Raw genomic sequence first — 15,330 nt, forward strand, 5'->3', positions numbered from 1 at the left:
CATGCCGGCTGACCATGGCTCCGGCCTTTCGCTGGATATTTCCGCGCTGGAAGTGCGTTTTCCCGGCCTCCGGGAACCTGCACTTGCCATTGAGAATTTCCATTTGCCGCAAGGCGAGCATCTTTCAATCGCAGGCGCGTCGGGGTCTGGCAAAAGCACGCTGATCAACGCGATCACCGGGCTTGAGGCCGTCAAAACGGGGCAGGTGTTGTGGGACGGCGCGGCATTCAGCAGCCTGTCGGCTTTTCACCGTGACGCGTTCCGGGCTCGCAATATCGGGCTCGTCATGCAGGATTTTCATCTCTTTCCGGGCTTGTCGGCCATTGCCAATGTCCTGCTGCCCGCGAAACTGAGCCGGGCAGTCAAGCCGGTGCGGCGCGAACGGGCGCTGGAGCTTCTGGAAACGGTCGGCATTAAACGTCCCGACCAGCATATCGAAACGCTTTCCCGTGGCGAGATGCAGCGTGTCGCCATTGCACGTGCGCTGTTTCCCGCGCCGCGGGTCATCATTGCCGACGAGCCGACCGCCAGTCTCGATCAGAAGACCGGCGCGGAAATCGCCGAACTTCTGGTGCAGCTTGCGAGCGCCCAGGGGGCCACGCTGATTGCCGTCACGCATGATCCGCAATTGATGAAGCGCCTGCGGCGGCAGGTTTTTCTGGAGGGTGGCCGCATAACGAAAGACGCTGCGGGGCAGGGCACGACATGATCGCTTTCATCCTTGCCGATCTGCGCCGGTTCTGGAGCGGAGCCATTGCGGTGATTATCCTGCTGGCGCTGTCCGTTGCCCTGAGCACGGTGGTCACATTGCAGGAGCGCGCTGTGCGTCTCGGCACGGCGCGCGCGTCGGAGAAATTCGATCTGGTCGTGGGGGCGGCTGGAAGCGACACCCAGCTGACCTTGTCATCGGTGTTCCTGCAACCATCGCCCTTGCCGCTGATGTCGGGCGCGATGCTTGGCAAGCTTACTGCTGATCCGCGTGTCGCTTTCGCTGCGCCGATTGGCTTTGGCGATAGCGCGATGGGCTTTCCCATTGTCGGGACAACGACGCAACTGATTGCAGCCCTGTCGCCCGTACTGGCGGAAGGCGCTATTTTTGCCCGGCTGGGTGAGGCGGTTATCGGGTCTGCGGTGGATTTGCCGATCGGCGGTCGGGTTAATCCGATGCACGGCACGGTGGAAACGGGCGGTCACGCCCATGCGGAATTGAGCTATCACGTCAGCGGAAAGATGGCTCCGACGGGAACCGCGTGGGATCGCGCGATCCTCGTTCCCATTCGTGCGGTGTGGCAATTGCACGGCATGGGCGGTCATGATGACGACCACGAAGATGCGGCTGTGAAGAACGCGCAAGGCTCGCTCGCGGTGATCGGGCCGAACGATACCCATATTCACGATGCCCGGATCGATGTCGATGCGCCGCTCGATGAACAGTTCGATGCCAGCAGTCCGGGCATTCCAGCGGTTCTGGTCAAGCCGAAGACGATTGCCGATGCCTATCGCCTTCGGCAGGAATATAGGTCCGATACCACATTGTCGATCTTCCCGGCGGAAGTGCTGACGCGGCTCTATTCCACGCTGGGCGATGCGCGCAAACTTTTGCTCGGAATTGCCATCGGCACGCAGGTGATTGTCGTTTTCGCGCTGCTGCTGGTTGCGGTCATGCATATCGGTGCGCGCAAGCGCCAGATCGGTGCCTTGCGGGCATTTGGTGCACCGGTCAGTGCGGTGATGGCGATTGTCTGGGGTGAGCTGTTCTTCCTGCTGGTGCTCGGCATCCTGCTGGGCCTCTCTATCGGCTACGCTGCCGCGCATGTCATCACAGCATGGCTGACGGCGGCAACGGCTGTGAGAATGCCTGTCGAATTTTCAGTGGATGACCTTTACGGCGCTGGTGGCTTTATTCTCGTTGCAGCCATCGTGTCTCTGGTTCCGGCACTTCTCACACTGCGCATGAGCCCGGCCTCGGCGCTGCGTTCGTGATTATCAAATAGAAAAGCCCCCATCCGGATCATCGGATGGGGGCTTTTTCAGTCAACGCTCGCTGATGATCTTACGAGCGGGGAGGAAGGATCGGCAGAGGCTCTGCACGACCGACGATGAATGCATAGGAGCATGCACCGACAACGGCCATGATGGCGGCCATAAGGAAGGACGGCGTATAGCTGCCGTTGAACTGATCCAGCAGGAAGCCGAACAGGAACGGGCTGATGATGCCCGCGATGTTCGAAGCAAAGTTCTGGATGCCGCCGATGGAAGCCACATGGCGCGAGCTTGGTGCAACGTCGGCTGGCAGGGACCAGATCGCGGTCGCTGCAATGGCGAGGCTACTATAGGAAATCGCCAGGAAGAACAAAGCTGCATAAAGCGATTCAACCAGCGCTGCCGGAAGAATGGCGGCACCGCCCAGCATGCCGCCGACCATGACGATCTTGCGAACCGTGGTGACATTGGCGCCGTTGCGGATGGCGCGGTCGGCCAGAAGGCCGGCGATCCAGGCAGTGACGACGGCGGCAAGGCCGGGGATCATGCCATAGAGGCCAAGTTCAGCGAGGTTCAGGCCGCGTGCGGTCTTCAGATAGGTCGGGAACCAGGTCAGGAAGAAGTAGATGACGAAGTTCAGGCAGAAGAAGCCGAGCATCATGCCCCAGACGGTGCGATAGCGGAACAGATCGGCCCAACGGATCTTCTGTGCTTCTGCGCTGTCATTATCATCGGTGCGGGCACCGTTCTGGATGATGTACTGGCGCTCCAGATCATTGGCGCGCGGATGTTCAGAAGGATCGCGATAGGTGACGTACCAGAAGAACGCCCACACGATACCGACAGCACCCAGAATGACGAAGGAATAATGCCAGGTCGCAAAAGCGATGATCGAGGTCACGATCGGCAGGGCGAGAACCGTGCCGACGCGCGAACCGGAATCGATCACAGCGGTTGCGAAAGCGCGTTCGCTTCTCGGGAACCAGCGCGAAGCCGCCTTGGTCGCTGCCGGATAGGCAGGGGCTTCACCCGCGCCGAGGAAGAAACGGACGGTGAAGAAGGTCCAGAAGCTGTTGGCAAGCGGCGTGACGGCGGTGAAGACCGACCACCAGACGGCGGCGAGCGAAAAGCTCTTGCGCGCGCCCAGCTTGTCGGTGATCCAGCCTGCAAACAGCATCATGCCGTCATAGGCCCAGAAGAAGGCACCAAGGATGAGGCCCTTCTGCGTGTTGGTCAGGTTGAGGCCCAATTCGGAATCGATGAAGGGCAGCGCCACGCTCATATTGGCGCGATCGAGATAGTTGATCGCGATGCCGATAAAGCACATGAAAAGTATGAAATACCGGAAGCGGCTGGCGCCGAATGGCGCCTTGTTTGATGTGTTCATTCCCAATATCCTCCCGGGATACGTCTTCGCAGTTCGAATGATGGTCAGAGCGTTTGCAGTGCTGTAACCGCCCTGACGGTTTGGTTTTGCGCTTATGACCGGCTGGGTCAGGCGGGCAAGGTCACGCCGTATCTTTCAGCCATTTCACCGAATGACTGCCATGTCACCGGATCGATGGTTACACCGCTTTTTTCGCGCTCTTCGGCAACGCGCCATTCGCGGTCGCCGGGAGCCATGACGGTGCAGCCTTCGCGGGCTGGTGAATTCCGCAATGTTTCGAGATAACGGGTCATGCCCGCATCGAAGACATCGCGTTCGATAAAGGCTTCCGGCTTGATCGCCAGAACGAAAGCCCCCATGCCGCGCGGCTTGGAGAAATCGGGGCCGCCCATAGGGGCAATATCGAAGCTGAGTTTCATGCCGGTCAGAACGGCACTGAGAATTTCCGCAAAACCGGCCAATGCTGCGCCCTTGAAGCCGAATTCGCCGCCAAGGGGCGCCAGCATTTCAACCGCTTCCGCATCGCGCGTATCCACACCGTTGAGATCGGAGGCGGTGCCCTGCGGCAGCTCAACACCGAGGCTGCGATAGAGCAACACGCGGTTATAGGGGATCGAGCTTGTGGCCATATCCAGAAGCCACGGATTTTCGTCGGTGGTGGGTACGCCGACCGAAATCGGGTTGGTGCCGTGGAACCGCATTGCACCATCATGAAGGCGCACGAAACTGTCGGAATTGCAGACGGCGACACCAATGCGGCCCTGTCGCGCCGCTTCCAGCGCATAGGCTCCGGCGGCAGCGAAATGCGAGCTGTTGCGAATGGCAACCGCGCCGATGCCGAACTGATCGGAGAGCGCGATGGCGCGATCCATGGCGGTATAGGCTGCCAGCGCGCCATGGGCATCGTCGGCGTCGAGCGTTTCAATGGCGCCGAAACTGCGCACGGCCTTGAGATTGGGCGTCTTGTTGACGCGACCGCCCACGAGAGCGGTCACATAATGCGCGAGCAGGCGAACGCCGTGGCTATCCACGCCGTAGCGCGTGCCGTGCATCATCGCGCGCGTCGCCGCGTCAGCGGTTGCATCATTGGCACCGCATGCGGAAAAAACCTCGCGGCAGAACCGTTCAAGTGAGGCGAGCGAGAACGCCGCCTGGTCAACTGCCTGTTGCACTATGAAACTCCTCCGGCCATAATGTATTGTGCATGCACTATACGAATTTTTTGGGAGACGCAATCCGAGATATATTAGGGAGGAAAACCGGCATTTATGGGCGCGTCCACGGGACGTTCAGGGGGATAAACATCAGTCCGCAAATCATATTGGACTCAATGGGTTGCATGTGGGCTTATCGATCCCGACATAGGAGGCACCATGCCTGTGGGTATCGGGATAAACCGGACAAAATAACAAGAAGCCGGACGCATTCAGGGGAGGAAAAATGACATGATGCGTAACATCGCACCTAAACTTTACCAGCGCGCGCGTGACAGTCTCGCGGCGGACATCGCCAATGGCGCCATTCCAACGACCAAGCGACTGACGGAAAGCTGGGTCGCGGAATTGTTCGGCATCAGCCGGGTTCCAGCGCGTCAGGCGCTGGCGGAACTGGAACAGCGCGGCCTCATTCGCAAGGCGGAGGGGCGCGGTTATGCCATTGCCGAAGAAGCGGCAAACAGATCGCGCCAGTCTGGCAGTTCGAACGGCGATCCGCATGTCAGGAAAAGCGCCGACAGCCGCATGCAGTTCATGCCCAGCTGGCAGCTCATCTATACCGAAATCGAAAGCGAGATTTTCGCCCGCACATCGCTGGCCGACTGGCGCGTCAACGCGCTGGCCCTGGCAAAGCATTATGGCGTCAGCCGTACTGTGGCGCAGGACGTCATGGCCCGGTTACAGCAGCGCGGCGTCATCCAGAAGGACGAGCGCGGGCGCTGGTTCGCACCGGCGCTCACCGACAAGCACATCCACGATCTGTTCGAACTGCGATGGGTGCTGGAGCCGCTGGCGCTCGAAAAGGCGCTGCCGCGTCTGCCCGAGGGATTTCTGGCGCGGGTTCGCCGCAATCTGGACGAAGCGGTCACCGCTCCGCTGGTCGCGGGCGAAACGCTGGACCGGCTGGAACAGGAACTGCATGTCGAGCTTCTCGGCCATTGCGACAGCGTGTCCTTGCTAGAGGCGGTCCGGCTGCCACAGACGCTGCTCGTCGCGCATCATTTCCTGTATCAGTGGACATCGGGGCTTTTTGCGTCCGAGCCGTTTCTGCCGGAACATCTTGAAATCGTGACGTGTCTACAGTCCGACAATCTGGCGGGGGCACAGCGCGCGCTGGTGCATCATCTGCAAATCTCGCACGAACGCGCCATGCTGCGCATCAATACGCTGGCCAGCACGATCCGGCCGCGTGAACTGCCCTATCTCGAACGGCAGTCTTAAGCTTTGGAGCGGTTCCTGTTTCAACCGAAACATCGGAACCGCTCTCTTATTCATTGCTTGCTGGAAGCTTTAGCCCTGAACAAGCGCCAATGCGCGCACGGGCGATCCCGTACCAGCGACGAATTTCAAAGGCGCGGCGATCAGGATCGCACCCTTTGCCGGCAGCTGGTCGAGATTGCTGAGGCTTGCAAGGCCGTAGCGATTGGCTTCATGCAGCAGATGATGCGCCGGGAAGGGCGGGGTCATGCCGCCTGCCGAACCGGCATCGGTGCCGATGGTTTCCTGACCCCAGCCGATGATCCCCTTGGAGAGCAGATAGCGGATCGCTTCCGCAGTCGGGCCGGGCGAATGCGGGCCATTCTCGTCGGCATTCAGGAATGTCTCGCTGGAGCCGTTGCGCTTGTACCAGTCGGTGCGCAGGATCACCCATGAGCCGGCTTCAATCTCGCCATGCTCGGCTTCCCACTCCTGGATGCTTTCCACCGTCAGGAGATAATCCGGGTTGGCCGTTGCTTCTGCAGAGCGGTCGATCACATTGACCGGCGCGACGAAGTTCTGCGGCGGGATGGTGTCGGTCGTGTTGTTCGCGTGGTCCTTGCCCGTGACCCAATGGCAGGGAGCATCAAAATGCGTTCCCGTATGTTCGCCAAGTTCGATCCAGTTCCACGCCCAGAACGGACCGTCCTGATTGTATTTGCTGATCTCGTGGATCTTCACATTCGGAGTGTTTTTGCCGAATTGCGGCGGGAGATAAAGCACTGGCGTATCGGGCCCGAGCGGCGCGGTAATATCCACGACCTTGATCGATTGCGATACCAATGCGGATGCAAGTCCGGTGAGAACGGATGTCTCTTTCATAGTTTCCCTCGTCTTTGCCGCTCTCGACCCAGTGTGGGTGGAGCTACGGATTTGTGCAATGGCTTCTTTGAGCCTTGAGGAGAAAGCTATGCAATATCATATGACTTTGCAAGTATTTAAGTGGTTCTCATGCGCCGATAAACATCACAAATTGCCGTGAAATCTTTTTTTATCGGGCTTTCCTTGCGGCGCCGGAATGGGGCGCCACAACAAGAAATATATGCATTTAGAAATAATGTGGCGGTGAGGTCGTTTTCCGCGCGGAAAAAAGGGTGTTTCGCGGTCTTTCGCAGGGCTTTTGGACAATTTATTTAAGGCTTGAAATATTTTCCGGCAAACGCGATTCTTAAAGCACGGATTATGGCTCGATTCCTGAGCCTGACCAGCGTGCTTTGAATAAAGGAAATGGGCGTGTCGGTGGATTTCGAGATCATAGTCAGCGACGATCATGAAAGCGAAAAGCCGGAATTGCGTCTCTGGCTGCGCATGCTGTCCACCACCAAGCTGGTCTCGCAGGAAATCCGGCGGCGTCTGCGCAATGAATTCGGCGCGACACTGCCGCAATTCGATTTGCTGGCGCAGCTCTATCGCGAGCCGGAAGGCTTGCGGCTGGGAGAACTGTCACGCCGCACGATGGTAACCAATGGCAATGTCACCGGTCTGGTGGAACGGCTGGAAACCGAAGGTCTGGTGAAACGTGAGACGCCGGGCGCCGATCGTCGCGTCACGGTGGCCCGTCTGACGGATCAGGGCATTTCGGTGTTCAGCCAGATGGCCAAAGCCCATGAAGGCTGGCTGCGGGAAATGATGGCCGATGTCGATCACGATATCATCCAGACCCTGCTGGCCGATCTCGATCCGCTGAAGAAGTCGGTGCGAAACCATCTTTCCGGGGCGGAAGACGAATAAGCCGTCTCCCGCCTGCCGGTTTTTATTTTGCCTGATCACTTGTTGCAAACATGGGGCCGCCCTTGATCGACGGGAAGCCATAGCCGTTGACCAGAACCAGATCGATATCGTCGGAATGGCGCGCAATGCCTTCTTCAAGCAGGGCTTGCCCTTCATGCGCCATGGCGGCGAGCAGACGCTGCATGATCGCTTCATCGCTGAAACTACGCGGAACAATGGCGTTTCGCGCACGGTAATCATCGATCAATGCGTGGACGTCCGGATCGTTTGTGCGAACACCATCCGCATAGCGATACCAGCCGAGGCCAGCCTTGCGGCCAAAACGCCCGGCTTCGCATAATTTGTCGGCAACATCGAAATAGGGAAGGTTTGGGTCGCGGCTTGCTGCCGCTCTCTTGCGCCGCGCCCAGGCAATTTCCAGCCCGGCCATGTCGTAAACCGCGAAAAGCCCCATCGGAAAGCCATAGGCTTCCATGGCGCGATCGATATCTTCGGGATAGGCGCCTTCGGCCAGCATTTTCTCGGCTTCCGTGCGATAGGCCGAAAACATCCGGTTGCCGATGAAGCCTTCGCAGACACCGGTGACGATGGGCAGCTTCTTGATCTTGCGGGCAAAAGCGATGCCGGTTGCAAGCGTCTCATCGGACGTTTCCGCGCAGCGCACCACTTCCAGAAGCCGCATGATATTGGCTGGCGAGAAGAAATGGAGCCCCAGCACCTGGTCGGTGCGGTTGGTGACGGCGGCCAGCTCATCCGGATTGAGATAGCTCGTATTGGTCGCCAGAATGGTTGCCGCAGGCAGCAACGCGTCAAGCTCGCGGAACAGCGAGGCCTTGACGTTGAAATCATCGAAGACGGCTTCGATGACGAGATCGGCATCGGCCAGTGCGGACATGTCGGCGCTGACGGACAGCTTCGCGCGTTGGGCGTCAGCGGCCTCAGCGGAAAGCCTGCCGGTATCGACAGCCTTCTGAATCATATCGCTGATCCGCGCATGGCCCTTGGCGGCGGCTTCTGCAGTCGTTTCATAGCCGATGACCTTGTAGCCAGCAGCAAGGCAGGCGACGGCGATGCCTGATCCCATCAGGCCGGTTCCGGCGATGCCGATAGTGGAAAGAACACGAGGCTTTGCCTCCATGCCTTCCACTTTTCCAGCGGCGCGTTCGGCAAAGAATAGGTGCCGCAAGGCGGCAGCCTCTTCGCTGTCGCGCAGGCGGATGAAGGTTGCGCGTTCTTCGGCCAGACCGTCGGCAATCGCGGTCGTTGTCGAGAGCTGCACCAGCCGCGCGGCTTCGCCGGGGGCGGTCGCGCCGCGTGCCTTTTTCAGGATTTTGGCCTTGGCTTGTTCAAAGGCTGTAGCATCCGGCGCGGTAACCGGCAGATCGCCGGTCCGACGCAACGGCTTGCCGACCAGCGCATTGGCGAGCGCGATGGCGTCGGCCACAAGGTCGCCGACCGATATCTGGTCAATGAGGCCCAATTGCTGCGCTTCGTCCGGGGCGATCTGGCGTCCGGTGGCGATCATGTCGAGCGCTGCCAGCGGTCCGATCAATCGGGGCAGGCGCTGCGTGCCGCCAGCGCCGGGCACGATCCCGAGCTTGACCTCCGGCAGGGCAAAGGATGCGCTGGTCGATGCGATCCGCGCGTGAGCGGCAAGTGCAACCTCCAGTCCGCCGCCCAAAGCGGGACCGTTGATTGCGGCCACCACGGGCTTGTCAGCGCTTTCGATGAGCGTGATGACATCCGGCAATGTCGGTTCGACCGGCGGCTTGCCGAATTCGCGAATATCCGCCCCGCCGATGAAGATTTTGCCAGCGCCGCTCAGCACGGTAGCGCGGATCGCCGCGTCTTCTGACGCATGGCGAATGGCTGCGGCAAAACCTTTGCGCACCTCGGCGGAGGTGGCATTGACCGGCGGGTTATCGACCGTGACGACAAGAATGCCATCGACAACCGTGCCTGTCATAGCGGCGGAGAATTCGCTTCTATCGGCCATGGCGGTCTCAGTCCGGTATAACGGCAAAAGCCTGTATTTCGATCTTGGCCCGGTCTTCGACCAGCGCGACAACCTGCACCGCCGCCATGGCGGGGAAGTGCTTGCCGATCACATCACGATAGGCGCGACCGATGCCTTTCAGATTGGCGGTATATTCAGCCTTGTCGGTGAAATACCAGGTCATGGAGGCGATATGCTCCGGCCTGCCGCCAGCTTCCGCCAGAATGGCGACAATGTTTTTCAATGTCTGCTCGGTCTGCTCGACGAAATCGTCGGTCTCGAACTGTTGCTGTTCGTTCCAGCCGATCTGGCCGCCGATATAGACGGTGCGCCCACGCGCTTCAACGCCATTGGCATATCCGATGGGGCGGGCCCAGCCTTGCGGCTGCAGTGTCCTATGCATGTTGTGTCTCCAGAAAATACGTGCGGGGCAGGCGTTAATTCGCCTTCAGCAGTTCGCGCGCGATAATGAGTTTCTGCACTTCCGTTGCGCCCTCATAGATGCGAAGTGCGCGTATCTCGCGATAAAGCCGCTCGACGATTTCGCCGCTTTTCACACCGCGACCGCCAAACATCTGCACGGCCTTGTCGATGGTTTGCTGGGCGTTTTCCGTCGCAACCATCTTGGCCATGGCGGCTTCCTTGGTGGTGTTCAGCTTCTGAACGTCGCGCCGCCATGCTGCGCGATAGGTCAAAAGTGCTGCGGCGTCGATATCGGTCGCCATGTCGCCAAGCGTGGCCTGCGTCAGCTGCAAGTCGGCCAAAGCGCCGCCGAACATCGGACGCGACCGCGCATGGGACAGCGCCTCGCTGGCTGCACGGCGCGCAAAGCCAAGTGCTGCTGCCGCAACCGATGCGCGGAAAATATCAAGCGTGCGCATGGCGATCTTGAAGCCTTCGCCCGGCGCGCCGAGGCGGCGCGAGGCCGGGATGCGGCAATTGTCGAAGCGGATCGTCGCCAGCGGATGCGGCGCGATCACATCGATGCGCTCCGCGATGGAAAAGCCGGGATCGGTGGCGAACACGACAAAGGCCGAAATGCCCCGCGTGCCGGGCGCTTCGCCGGTGCGGGCAAAGACGGTGTAGACATCGGCGATGCCCCCATTGGAAATCCAGGTCTTTTCACCGTCGAGCACATAATGGTCGCCATCAGCTTTGGCGGCGCAGCTCATCGCCGCCACATCGGACCCTGCCAGTTTTTCCGACAGGGCAAAGGCCGAAATCCATTCACCGCTTGCCACTTTCGGCAGCACGGCCTGCTTGAGTTCGTCCGATGCGGTGAGGCTGATCGCGCCGGTGCCAAGGCCCTGCATGGCAAAGGCGAAATCGGCGAGACCATCGTGATAGGCCAGTGTCTCGCGGGCAATGCAAAGCTTGCGGGAATCGATCCCTTCGCCGCCGGTCAGGCTGACGGCTGCTTCCAGCAGCCCGGCTTTGCCCAGCGCTTTCACCAAAGCGCGGCAGGCATTGTCCGTGTCGCTGTGATCGACATCGGCCAACGCCGGGCTTTGAGCAAAGGCATCCAGTTTTGCGCCCCAATCGGCATGAGCTTTGTCAAAAAACGGCCAGTCGAGATGCTCCCGCGTCAGCGGCAGTGCTGCGGAACTATCCATCGTCAGTTCCCCTCGAAAACGGGCTTCTGCTTGGCAGCGAAAGCCTCGAAGGCGCGGCGGAAATCCTGCGTTGCCATGCAGATCGCCTGCGCCTGCGCTTCCGATTCCACCAGTTCTTCAATGCCCATGGCCCATTCCTGATTGAGCATGGTTTTGGTCATGCCATGCGCGAACCATGGACCGTCGGCAATATTGCGCGCCAGCGCTTCGGCCTTGCCCAGAAGATCGCCCTGCGGGTGCAGCGCGTTGAAAAAGCCCCAGCGCTCGCCTTCGTCAGCGCTCATGAAACGGCCGGTATAAAGCAGTTCCGATGCCCGGCCCTGACCGATCAGTCGCGGGAGAATGCCGCATGCGCCCATATCTGCGCCTGCGAGACCGACGCGGGTGAAGAGGAAGGCTGTCTTGGCTTCCGGTGTTGCGATGCGCAAATCCGAGGCCATGGCCAGTATGGCGCCAGCGCCAGCGCAAATGCCGTCAACGGCGGCAATGATCTGCTGCGGACATTTGCGCATGGCCTTGACGACATCGCCGGTCATGCGCGTGAAAGCCAGAAGATCGGGCATTGTCATATGGGTCAGCGGTTCGATGATCTCGAACACATCGCCGCCCGACGAAAAGTTTCCGCCAGCGCCGGTCAGCACGATAGTGCGCACGTCGGAGGCATAGACGAGATTGCGAAACAGATCGCGCAGCTCGGCATAGCTTTCAAATGTCAGCGGGTTTTTCCGGTCCGGGCGGTTCAGGGTCAGCGTGGCAACGCGACCGTCTTCGCTTGTTTGCCATAGAAAATGCGTGGCCTGATAGTCCTTGAAAGGCTTCAGATTGCTCGCCATCGAAGTCGTGCCGTCGGTCATCCTGCCATTACCTCCCCACCGGCGATTGCAATCGCCTGTCCAGTTATCGATTGCGCGCCGGGCGATGTGAGCCACAGCACGGTTTCAGCCACCTCTTCTGGCTGTATCAGGCGTCCCTGCGGGTTCGCCTTGACGAATTCTGCCAGAACATCTTCCTCCGACCGTCCGGTCTTGGCGACAATGGCCGCAATCGAGCGTGAGATGATCGGCGTATCGGTAAAACCGGGGCAAACGGCGTTGACCGTCACGCCCTTGCGGGCGAGTTCCAGCGCCAGCGCGCGGGTCAGACCCACGACCCCGTGCTTTGCGGCGCAATAGGCCGAGACATAAGCATAGCCGCTCAGGCCCGCCGTGGAGGCGATATTGATGATGCGCCCGCCTTTGCCGCCCGCCTTGATGTCATCGAGGGTCGCCTGCGTCACATTGAAAACGCCTGTCAGATCGACATCGAGAACGCGGCTCCACATGTCGAGACTGGTTTTCTCAAACGGCGCGCTCGGTGCTTCTCCGGCATTGTTGATAAGAATGCTGACAGGCCCGAATGCGGCGCGCGCGCTGTCCAGCCCGGTTGCGATGGCTTCGCGGTTGGTCACATCGAACCCATCGGCAATAAAGCACCGTTGCCAGTCCAGAAGGGCGGCGGTTGCTTCCAGCGGTTCGCGGCGGCGACCCGCCAGGGTCACATTTGCCCCGGCGCGCGCAAGTCCGACCGCGATAGCGGCGCCGATGCCGCTACCGGCGCCGGTGACCAGCGCATGCTTGCCGGAAAGGGCAAGGCCAACAGCGGCATCGTTCATCGCAATCTCCCGTTACTTCGCACCTTGCGGCGCAGCTGCGGCGCGGGCGAGATTGGCTTCATACTGATATTTGGCGGAGCGATATTGCTTCGGCCATGCGATCGAGTTGATGCCGATTTTTGCCGCTTCATGCAATGCCCAGGACGGGTCGGCAAGATGCGGTCGGGCCACGGCGCAGAGATCGGCGCGGCCAGCCGCGATGATCGAATTGGCATGATCGGCTTCCGAAATCGCACCGACGGCAATGGTCGGAATGTGGATTTCGTTGCGGATCTTGTCGGAGAACGGGGTCTGGAACAGACGGCCATAAACCGGCTTTTCTTCCTTCCAGACCTGTCCTGACGAACAGTCGATCAGATCGGCGCCAGCAGCCTTGAACATGTCGGCAAAGATCGCAGCATCTTCCGGCGTGTTGCCGCCTTCAAACCAGTCGTGACAGGAAAGACGAACCGAGATCGGTTTGTCCTGCGGCCAGACTTCGCGGATTGCGTGGAAGACTTCCAGCGGATAGCGCGCGCGGTTTTCGTAACTTCCGCCATATTCATCCTCGCGCCGGTTGGTGAGCGGCGAGAGGAAGCTCGACAGAAGATAGCCGTGTGCACAGTGCAGCTCCAGCCAATCGACGCCCGCTTCTGCGGCGCGTTTGGTGGCAGCGACAAAATCCGCTTTCACCCGGTCCATGTCGGCGCGGTCCATCGCCTTCGGTGTCTGGCTGTGCTTCAGATAGGGGAGGGCGGAAGCCGACAGCAGTGGCCATGAACCCTCTTCCAGCGGCTGATCGATCCCTTCCCATGCAAGCTTGGTTGCGCCTTTACGCCCGGCATGGCCGATCTGCATGCCAACCTTCGCATTGCTGTTGCCATGGATGAAATCGACAACGCGCTTCCAGCCTTCGGCCTGCGCATCGTTCCAGATGCCGAGACAGCCCGGCGTAATCCGCGCATCGGGCGACACGCAGGTCATTTCGGCAAAGACCAGTCCCGCGCCGCCCATGGCGCGGCTGCCGAGATGCACCATATGGAAATCGTCGATCAGGCCATCGGTCGCGGAATACATGGCCATCGGCGACACGACGATGCGGTTTGGCAATGTCACGCCGCGCAGCTTGTAGGGCGTGAACATCGGCGGCAGGCAACGCTCGTCTTCCGTCACGTTCAGCCCCTGCTTGCGGGCGAACCAGCGCTCATAGCCTTCCAGCCAGCTCTTGTCGCGCAGGCGCAGATTTTCGTGGCTGATGCGTTGCGAGCGCGTCAGCATGGAATACATGAACTGTTCCGGCTCCAGCGTGTCGGCATAACGTTGGCCGACGACCTCGAACCATTCCATGGCGTTGCGCGCGGCGTTTTGAATGCGCGCGACATCGACCCGGCGGATTTCCTCGTAGGCATGCAGGACTTCAGGAATGCCTTCCTTGCCGTGACCGAGCTTCTGGAACTGGTTGGCCAGTTCAATCGCGTCGTCGATGGCAAGTTTGGTGCCCGAGCCGATGGCGAAATGCGCGGTATGGGCCGCGTCGCCCATCAGCACCACATGGGAATTGCCGTTGAAGTGGCTCCACTTTCCGCAAATCAGGCGGTTGAAGTTGAGCCAGGCCGAGCCGCGCATATGGCGCGCATTGGTCATCAGCGGCGCGCCTTCCAGCGTTTCCGCAAAAAGCTTTTCGCAGAAATCGATGGATGCGGTCTGATCCATCTGGTCCAGTCCATGCGCCAGATAGGCTTCCTCGGTAGTTTCGATGATGAAGGTCGAGGTCTTGTCGTCGAACTTGTAGATATGCGCCTGGAACCAGCCGTGATCGGTCTTGCGGAAATCGAAGGTAAAGGCGTCGAACAGCTTTTCCGTACCGAGCCAGATATAGCGATTGGGCCGCACGATCAGATCGGGTTCGAACACGTCCTCATAGCGATTGCGAATGCGGGAGTTCAGGCCGTCCGAAGCGATGATGAGATCGGCGTCCGGGAAATCGAGATCGCTTTCCACGTCGGTTTCAAACTGAAGCTTCACGCCCAGCGCTTCGCAGCGCAGCTGAAGAATGTTGAGCAGGCGCTTGCGCCCGATGCCGACGAAGCCGTGGCCGCTGGTGCGCTGGCGCGTGCCCTTGAACAGAACCTCGATATCGTCCCAGTGATTGAAGGCGTCCTGTATTTCAGCCGCACTTTCCGGGTCCCAGACCTTCATGGATTCCATGGTCGCGTCGGAAAACACCACGCCCCAGCCGAACGTGTCATAAGGGCGGTTCCGCTCCACGACCGTAATGTCATGTTCCGGATGAAGTTTTTTCATCAGAAGGCCGAAATAAAGGCCGGCCGGACCTCCTCCAATACACACGATACGCATGTTGAGTTCCCTTTCCGATATGCTGCCGACCGATATTTGCCGAACGGAGCCGGTTAATTATTTTAAGCTTAAAATATAATTAGGGGTTCTGGCGCGTCAAGCGAAAAAATCATAGTCTTTCCCACATCGCGTTTGGGAGGCGAGAAAATGCGCCCAAACAG

General features: G+C 59.8%; 13 protein-coding genes. 4 read left to right on the forward strand and 9 right to left on the reverse strand.

Going from position 1 to position 15,330, the window contains the following annotated elements:
* The first annotated feature begins 1 nt into the window (after nucleotide 1).
* On the forward strand, nucleotides 2–709 hold the full coding sequence (locus tag FIC94_RS08970; RefSeq protein ID WP_140024623.1) for an ABC transporter ATP-binding protein: 708 nt from the start codon (nucleotides 2–4) through the stop codon (nucleotides 707–709).
* Nucleotides 706–1,983, forward strand: coding sequence for an FtsX-like permease family protein (locus FIC94_RS08975; RefSeq protein WP_140024624.1), 1,278 nt, complete (start codon nucleotides 706–708; stop codon nucleotides 1,981–1,983). Before FIC94_RS08970 ends, FIC94_RS08975 begins: the two co-directional genes overlap by 4 nt.
* 70 nt (nucleotides 1,984–2,053) lie before the next feature.
* Here FIC94_RS08975 and FIC94_RS08980 read toward each other — a convergent pair whose 3' ends face one another.
* Both FIC94_RS08980 and FIC94_RS08985 read right to left on the reverse strand, forming a co-directional pair.
* Nucleotides 2,054–3,370, reverse strand: coding sequence for an MFS transporter (locus tag FIC94_RS08980; RefSeq protein ID WP_109366829.1), 1,317 nt, complete (start codon nucleotides 3,368–3,370; stop codon nucleotides 2,054–2,056).
* A 107-nt stretch (nucleotides 3,371–3,477) separates the two neighbouring features.
* Nucleotides 3,478–4,542, reverse strand: a complete 1,065-nt coding sequence (locus tag FIC94_RS08985) for an Ldh family oxidoreductase (RefSeq protein WP_140024625.1) — start codon at nucleotides 4,540–4,542, stop codon at nucleotides 3,478–3,480.
* Between the two features lie 273 nt (nucleotides 4,543–4,815).
* Between FIC94_RS08985 and FIC94_RS08990 the strand changes: the two genes are divergently transcribed.
* The gene (locus FIC94_RS08990; RefSeq protein ID WP_140024626.1) at nucleotides 4,816–5,805 is read left to right on the forward strand and encodes a GntR family transcriptional regulator; all 990 of its coding nucleotides are present in this window, start codon (nucleotides 4,816–4,818) and stop codon (nucleotides 5,803–5,805) included.
* A gap of 69 nt (nucleotides 5,806–5,874) precedes the next feature.
* On the opposite strand, the gene FIC94_RS08995 is transcribed toward FIC94_RS08990, so the two are convergent.
* Nucleotides 5,875–6,663: a cyclase family protein gene (locus tag FIC94_RS08995; protein WP_140024627.1), complete on the reverse strand. Its 789-nt coding sequence runs from the start codon at nucleotides 6,661–6,663 to the stop codon at nucleotides 5,875–5,877.
* A gap of 405 nt (nucleotides 6,664–7,068) precedes the next feature.
* Between FIC94_RS08995 and FIC94_RS09000 the strand changes: the two genes are divergently transcribed.
* Nucleotides 7,069–7,572, forward strand: coding sequence for a MarR family winged helix-turn-helix transcriptional regulator (locus FIC94_RS09000; RefSeq protein ID WP_371830821.1), 504 nt, complete (start codon nucleotides 7,069–7,071; stop codon nucleotides 7,570–7,572).
* Nucleotides 7,573–7,594: 22 nt separating this feature from the next.
* On the opposite strand, the gene FIC94_RS09005 is transcribed toward FIC94_RS09000, so the two are convergent.
* From FIC94_RS09005 to FIC94_RS09030, 6 genes are read right to left on the reverse strand one after another with little or no spacing between them, the layout of a single operon-like run.
* Nucleotides 7,595–9,568 carry a 3-hydroxyacyl-CoA dehydrogenase NAD-binding domain-containing protein gene (locus FIC94_RS09005; RefSeq protein ID WP_140024628.1) on the reverse strand — a complete coding sequence of 658 codons (1,974 nt, stop codon included), beginning with the start codon at nucleotides 9,566–9,568 and terminating at the stop codon, nucleotides 7,595–7,597.
* 7 nt (nucleotides 9,569–9,575) lie between these two features.
* Entirely contained in the window at nucleotides 9,576–9,971 is a 396-nt protein-coding gene (locus tag FIC94_RS09010) for a RidA family protein (RefSeq protein ID WP_140024629.1), read from the reverse strand.
* Nucleotides 9,972–10,005: 34 nt separating this feature from the next.
* Nucleotides 10,006–11,181 carry an acyl-CoA dehydrogenase family protein gene (locus FIC94_RS09015; RefSeq protein ID WP_140024630.1) on the reverse strand — a complete coding sequence of 392 codons (1,176 nt, stop codon included), beginning with the start codon at nucleotides 11,179–11,181 and terminating at the stop codon, nucleotides 10,006–10,008.
* A gap of 2 nt (nucleotides 11,182–11,183) precedes the next feature.
* Nucleotides 11,184–12,035 (reverse strand): enoyl-CoA hydratase family protein, encoded by an 852-nt coding sequence (locus FIC94_RS09020; protein WP_109366835.1) that lies wholly within the window; start codon nucleotides 12,033–12,035, stop codon nucleotides 11,184–11,186.
* Nucleotides 12,032–12,832 carry an SDR family NAD(P)-dependent oxidoreductase gene (locus FIC94_RS09025; RefSeq protein WP_140024631.1) on the reverse strand — a complete coding sequence of 267 codons (801 nt, stop codon included), beginning with the start codon at nucleotides 12,830–12,832 and terminating at the stop codon, nucleotides 12,032–12,034. The genes FIC94_RS09020 and FIC94_RS09025 overlap by 4 nt, the downstream gene beginning before the upstream one ends.
* Nucleotides 12,833–12,844: 12 nt before the next feature.
* The gene (locus tag FIC94_RS09030; protein WP_140024632.1) at nucleotides 12,845–15,169 is read right to left on the reverse strand and encodes a bifunctional salicylyl-CoA 5-hydroxylase/oxidoreductase; all 2,325 of its coding nucleotides are present in this window, start codon (nucleotides 15,167–15,169) and stop codon (nucleotides 12,845–12,847) included.
* Nucleotides 15,170–15,330 lie beyond the last annotated feature (161 nt).

The sequence above is a fragment of the Ochrobactrum teleogrylli genome, assembly GCF_006376685.1.
Lineage (GTDB): Bacteria > Pseudomonadota > Alphaproteobacteria > Rhizobiales > Rhizobiaceae > Brucella > Brucella teleogrylli.

Bases quoted from the DNA above. Each gene is read 5' to 3' on its own strand.
- FIC94_RS08970 (WP_140024623.1), top strand. From the start codon at position 2: ATGCCGGCTGACCATGGCTCCGGCCTTTCGCTGGATATTTCCGCGCTG.
- FIC94_RS08975 (WP_140024624.1), top strand. From the start codon at position 706: ATGATCGCTTTCATCCTTGCCGATCTGCGCCGGTTCTGGAGCGGAGCC.
- FIC94_RS08980 (WP_109366829.1), bottom strand. From the start codon at position 3,370: ATGAACACATCAAACAAGGCGCCATTCGGCGCCAGCCGCTTCCGGTAT.
- FIC94_RS08990 (WP_140024626.1), top strand. From the start codon at position 4,816: ATGATGCGTAACATCGCACCTAAACTTTACCAGCGCGCGCGTGACAGT.
- FIC94_RS08995 (WP_140024627.1), bottom strand. From the start codon at position 6,663: ATGAAAGAGACATCCGTTCTCACCGGACTTGCATCCGCATTGGTATCG.
- FIC94_RS09000 (WP_371830821.1), top strand. From the start codon at position 7,069: ATGGGCGTGTCGGTGGATTTCGAGATCATAGTCAGCGACGATCATGAA.
- FIC94_RS09005 (WP_140024628.1), bottom strand. From the start codon at position 9,568: ATGGCCGATAGAAGCGAATTCTCCGCCGCTATGACAGGCACGGTTGTC.
- FIC94_RS09010 (WP_140024629.1), bottom strand. From the start codon at position 9,971: ATGCATAGGACACTGCAGCCGCAAGGCTGGGCCCGCCCCATCGGATAT.
- FIC94_RS09015 (WP_140024630.1), bottom strand. From the start codon at position 11,181: ATGGATAGTTCCGCAGCACTGCCGCTGACGCGGGAGCATCTCGACTGG.
- FIC94_RS09020 (WP_109366835.1), bottom strand. From the start codon at position 12,035: ATGACCGACGGCACGACTTCGATGGCGAGCAATCTGAAGCCTTTCAAG.
- FIC94_RS09025 (WP_140024631.1), bottom strand. From the start codon at position 12,832: ATGAACGATGCCGCTGTTGGCCTTGCCCTTTCCGGCAAGCATGCGCTG.
- FIC94_RS09030 (WP_140024632.1), bottom strand. From the start codon at position 15,169: ATGCGTATCGTGTGTATTGGAGGAGGTCCGGCCGGCCTTTATTTCGGC.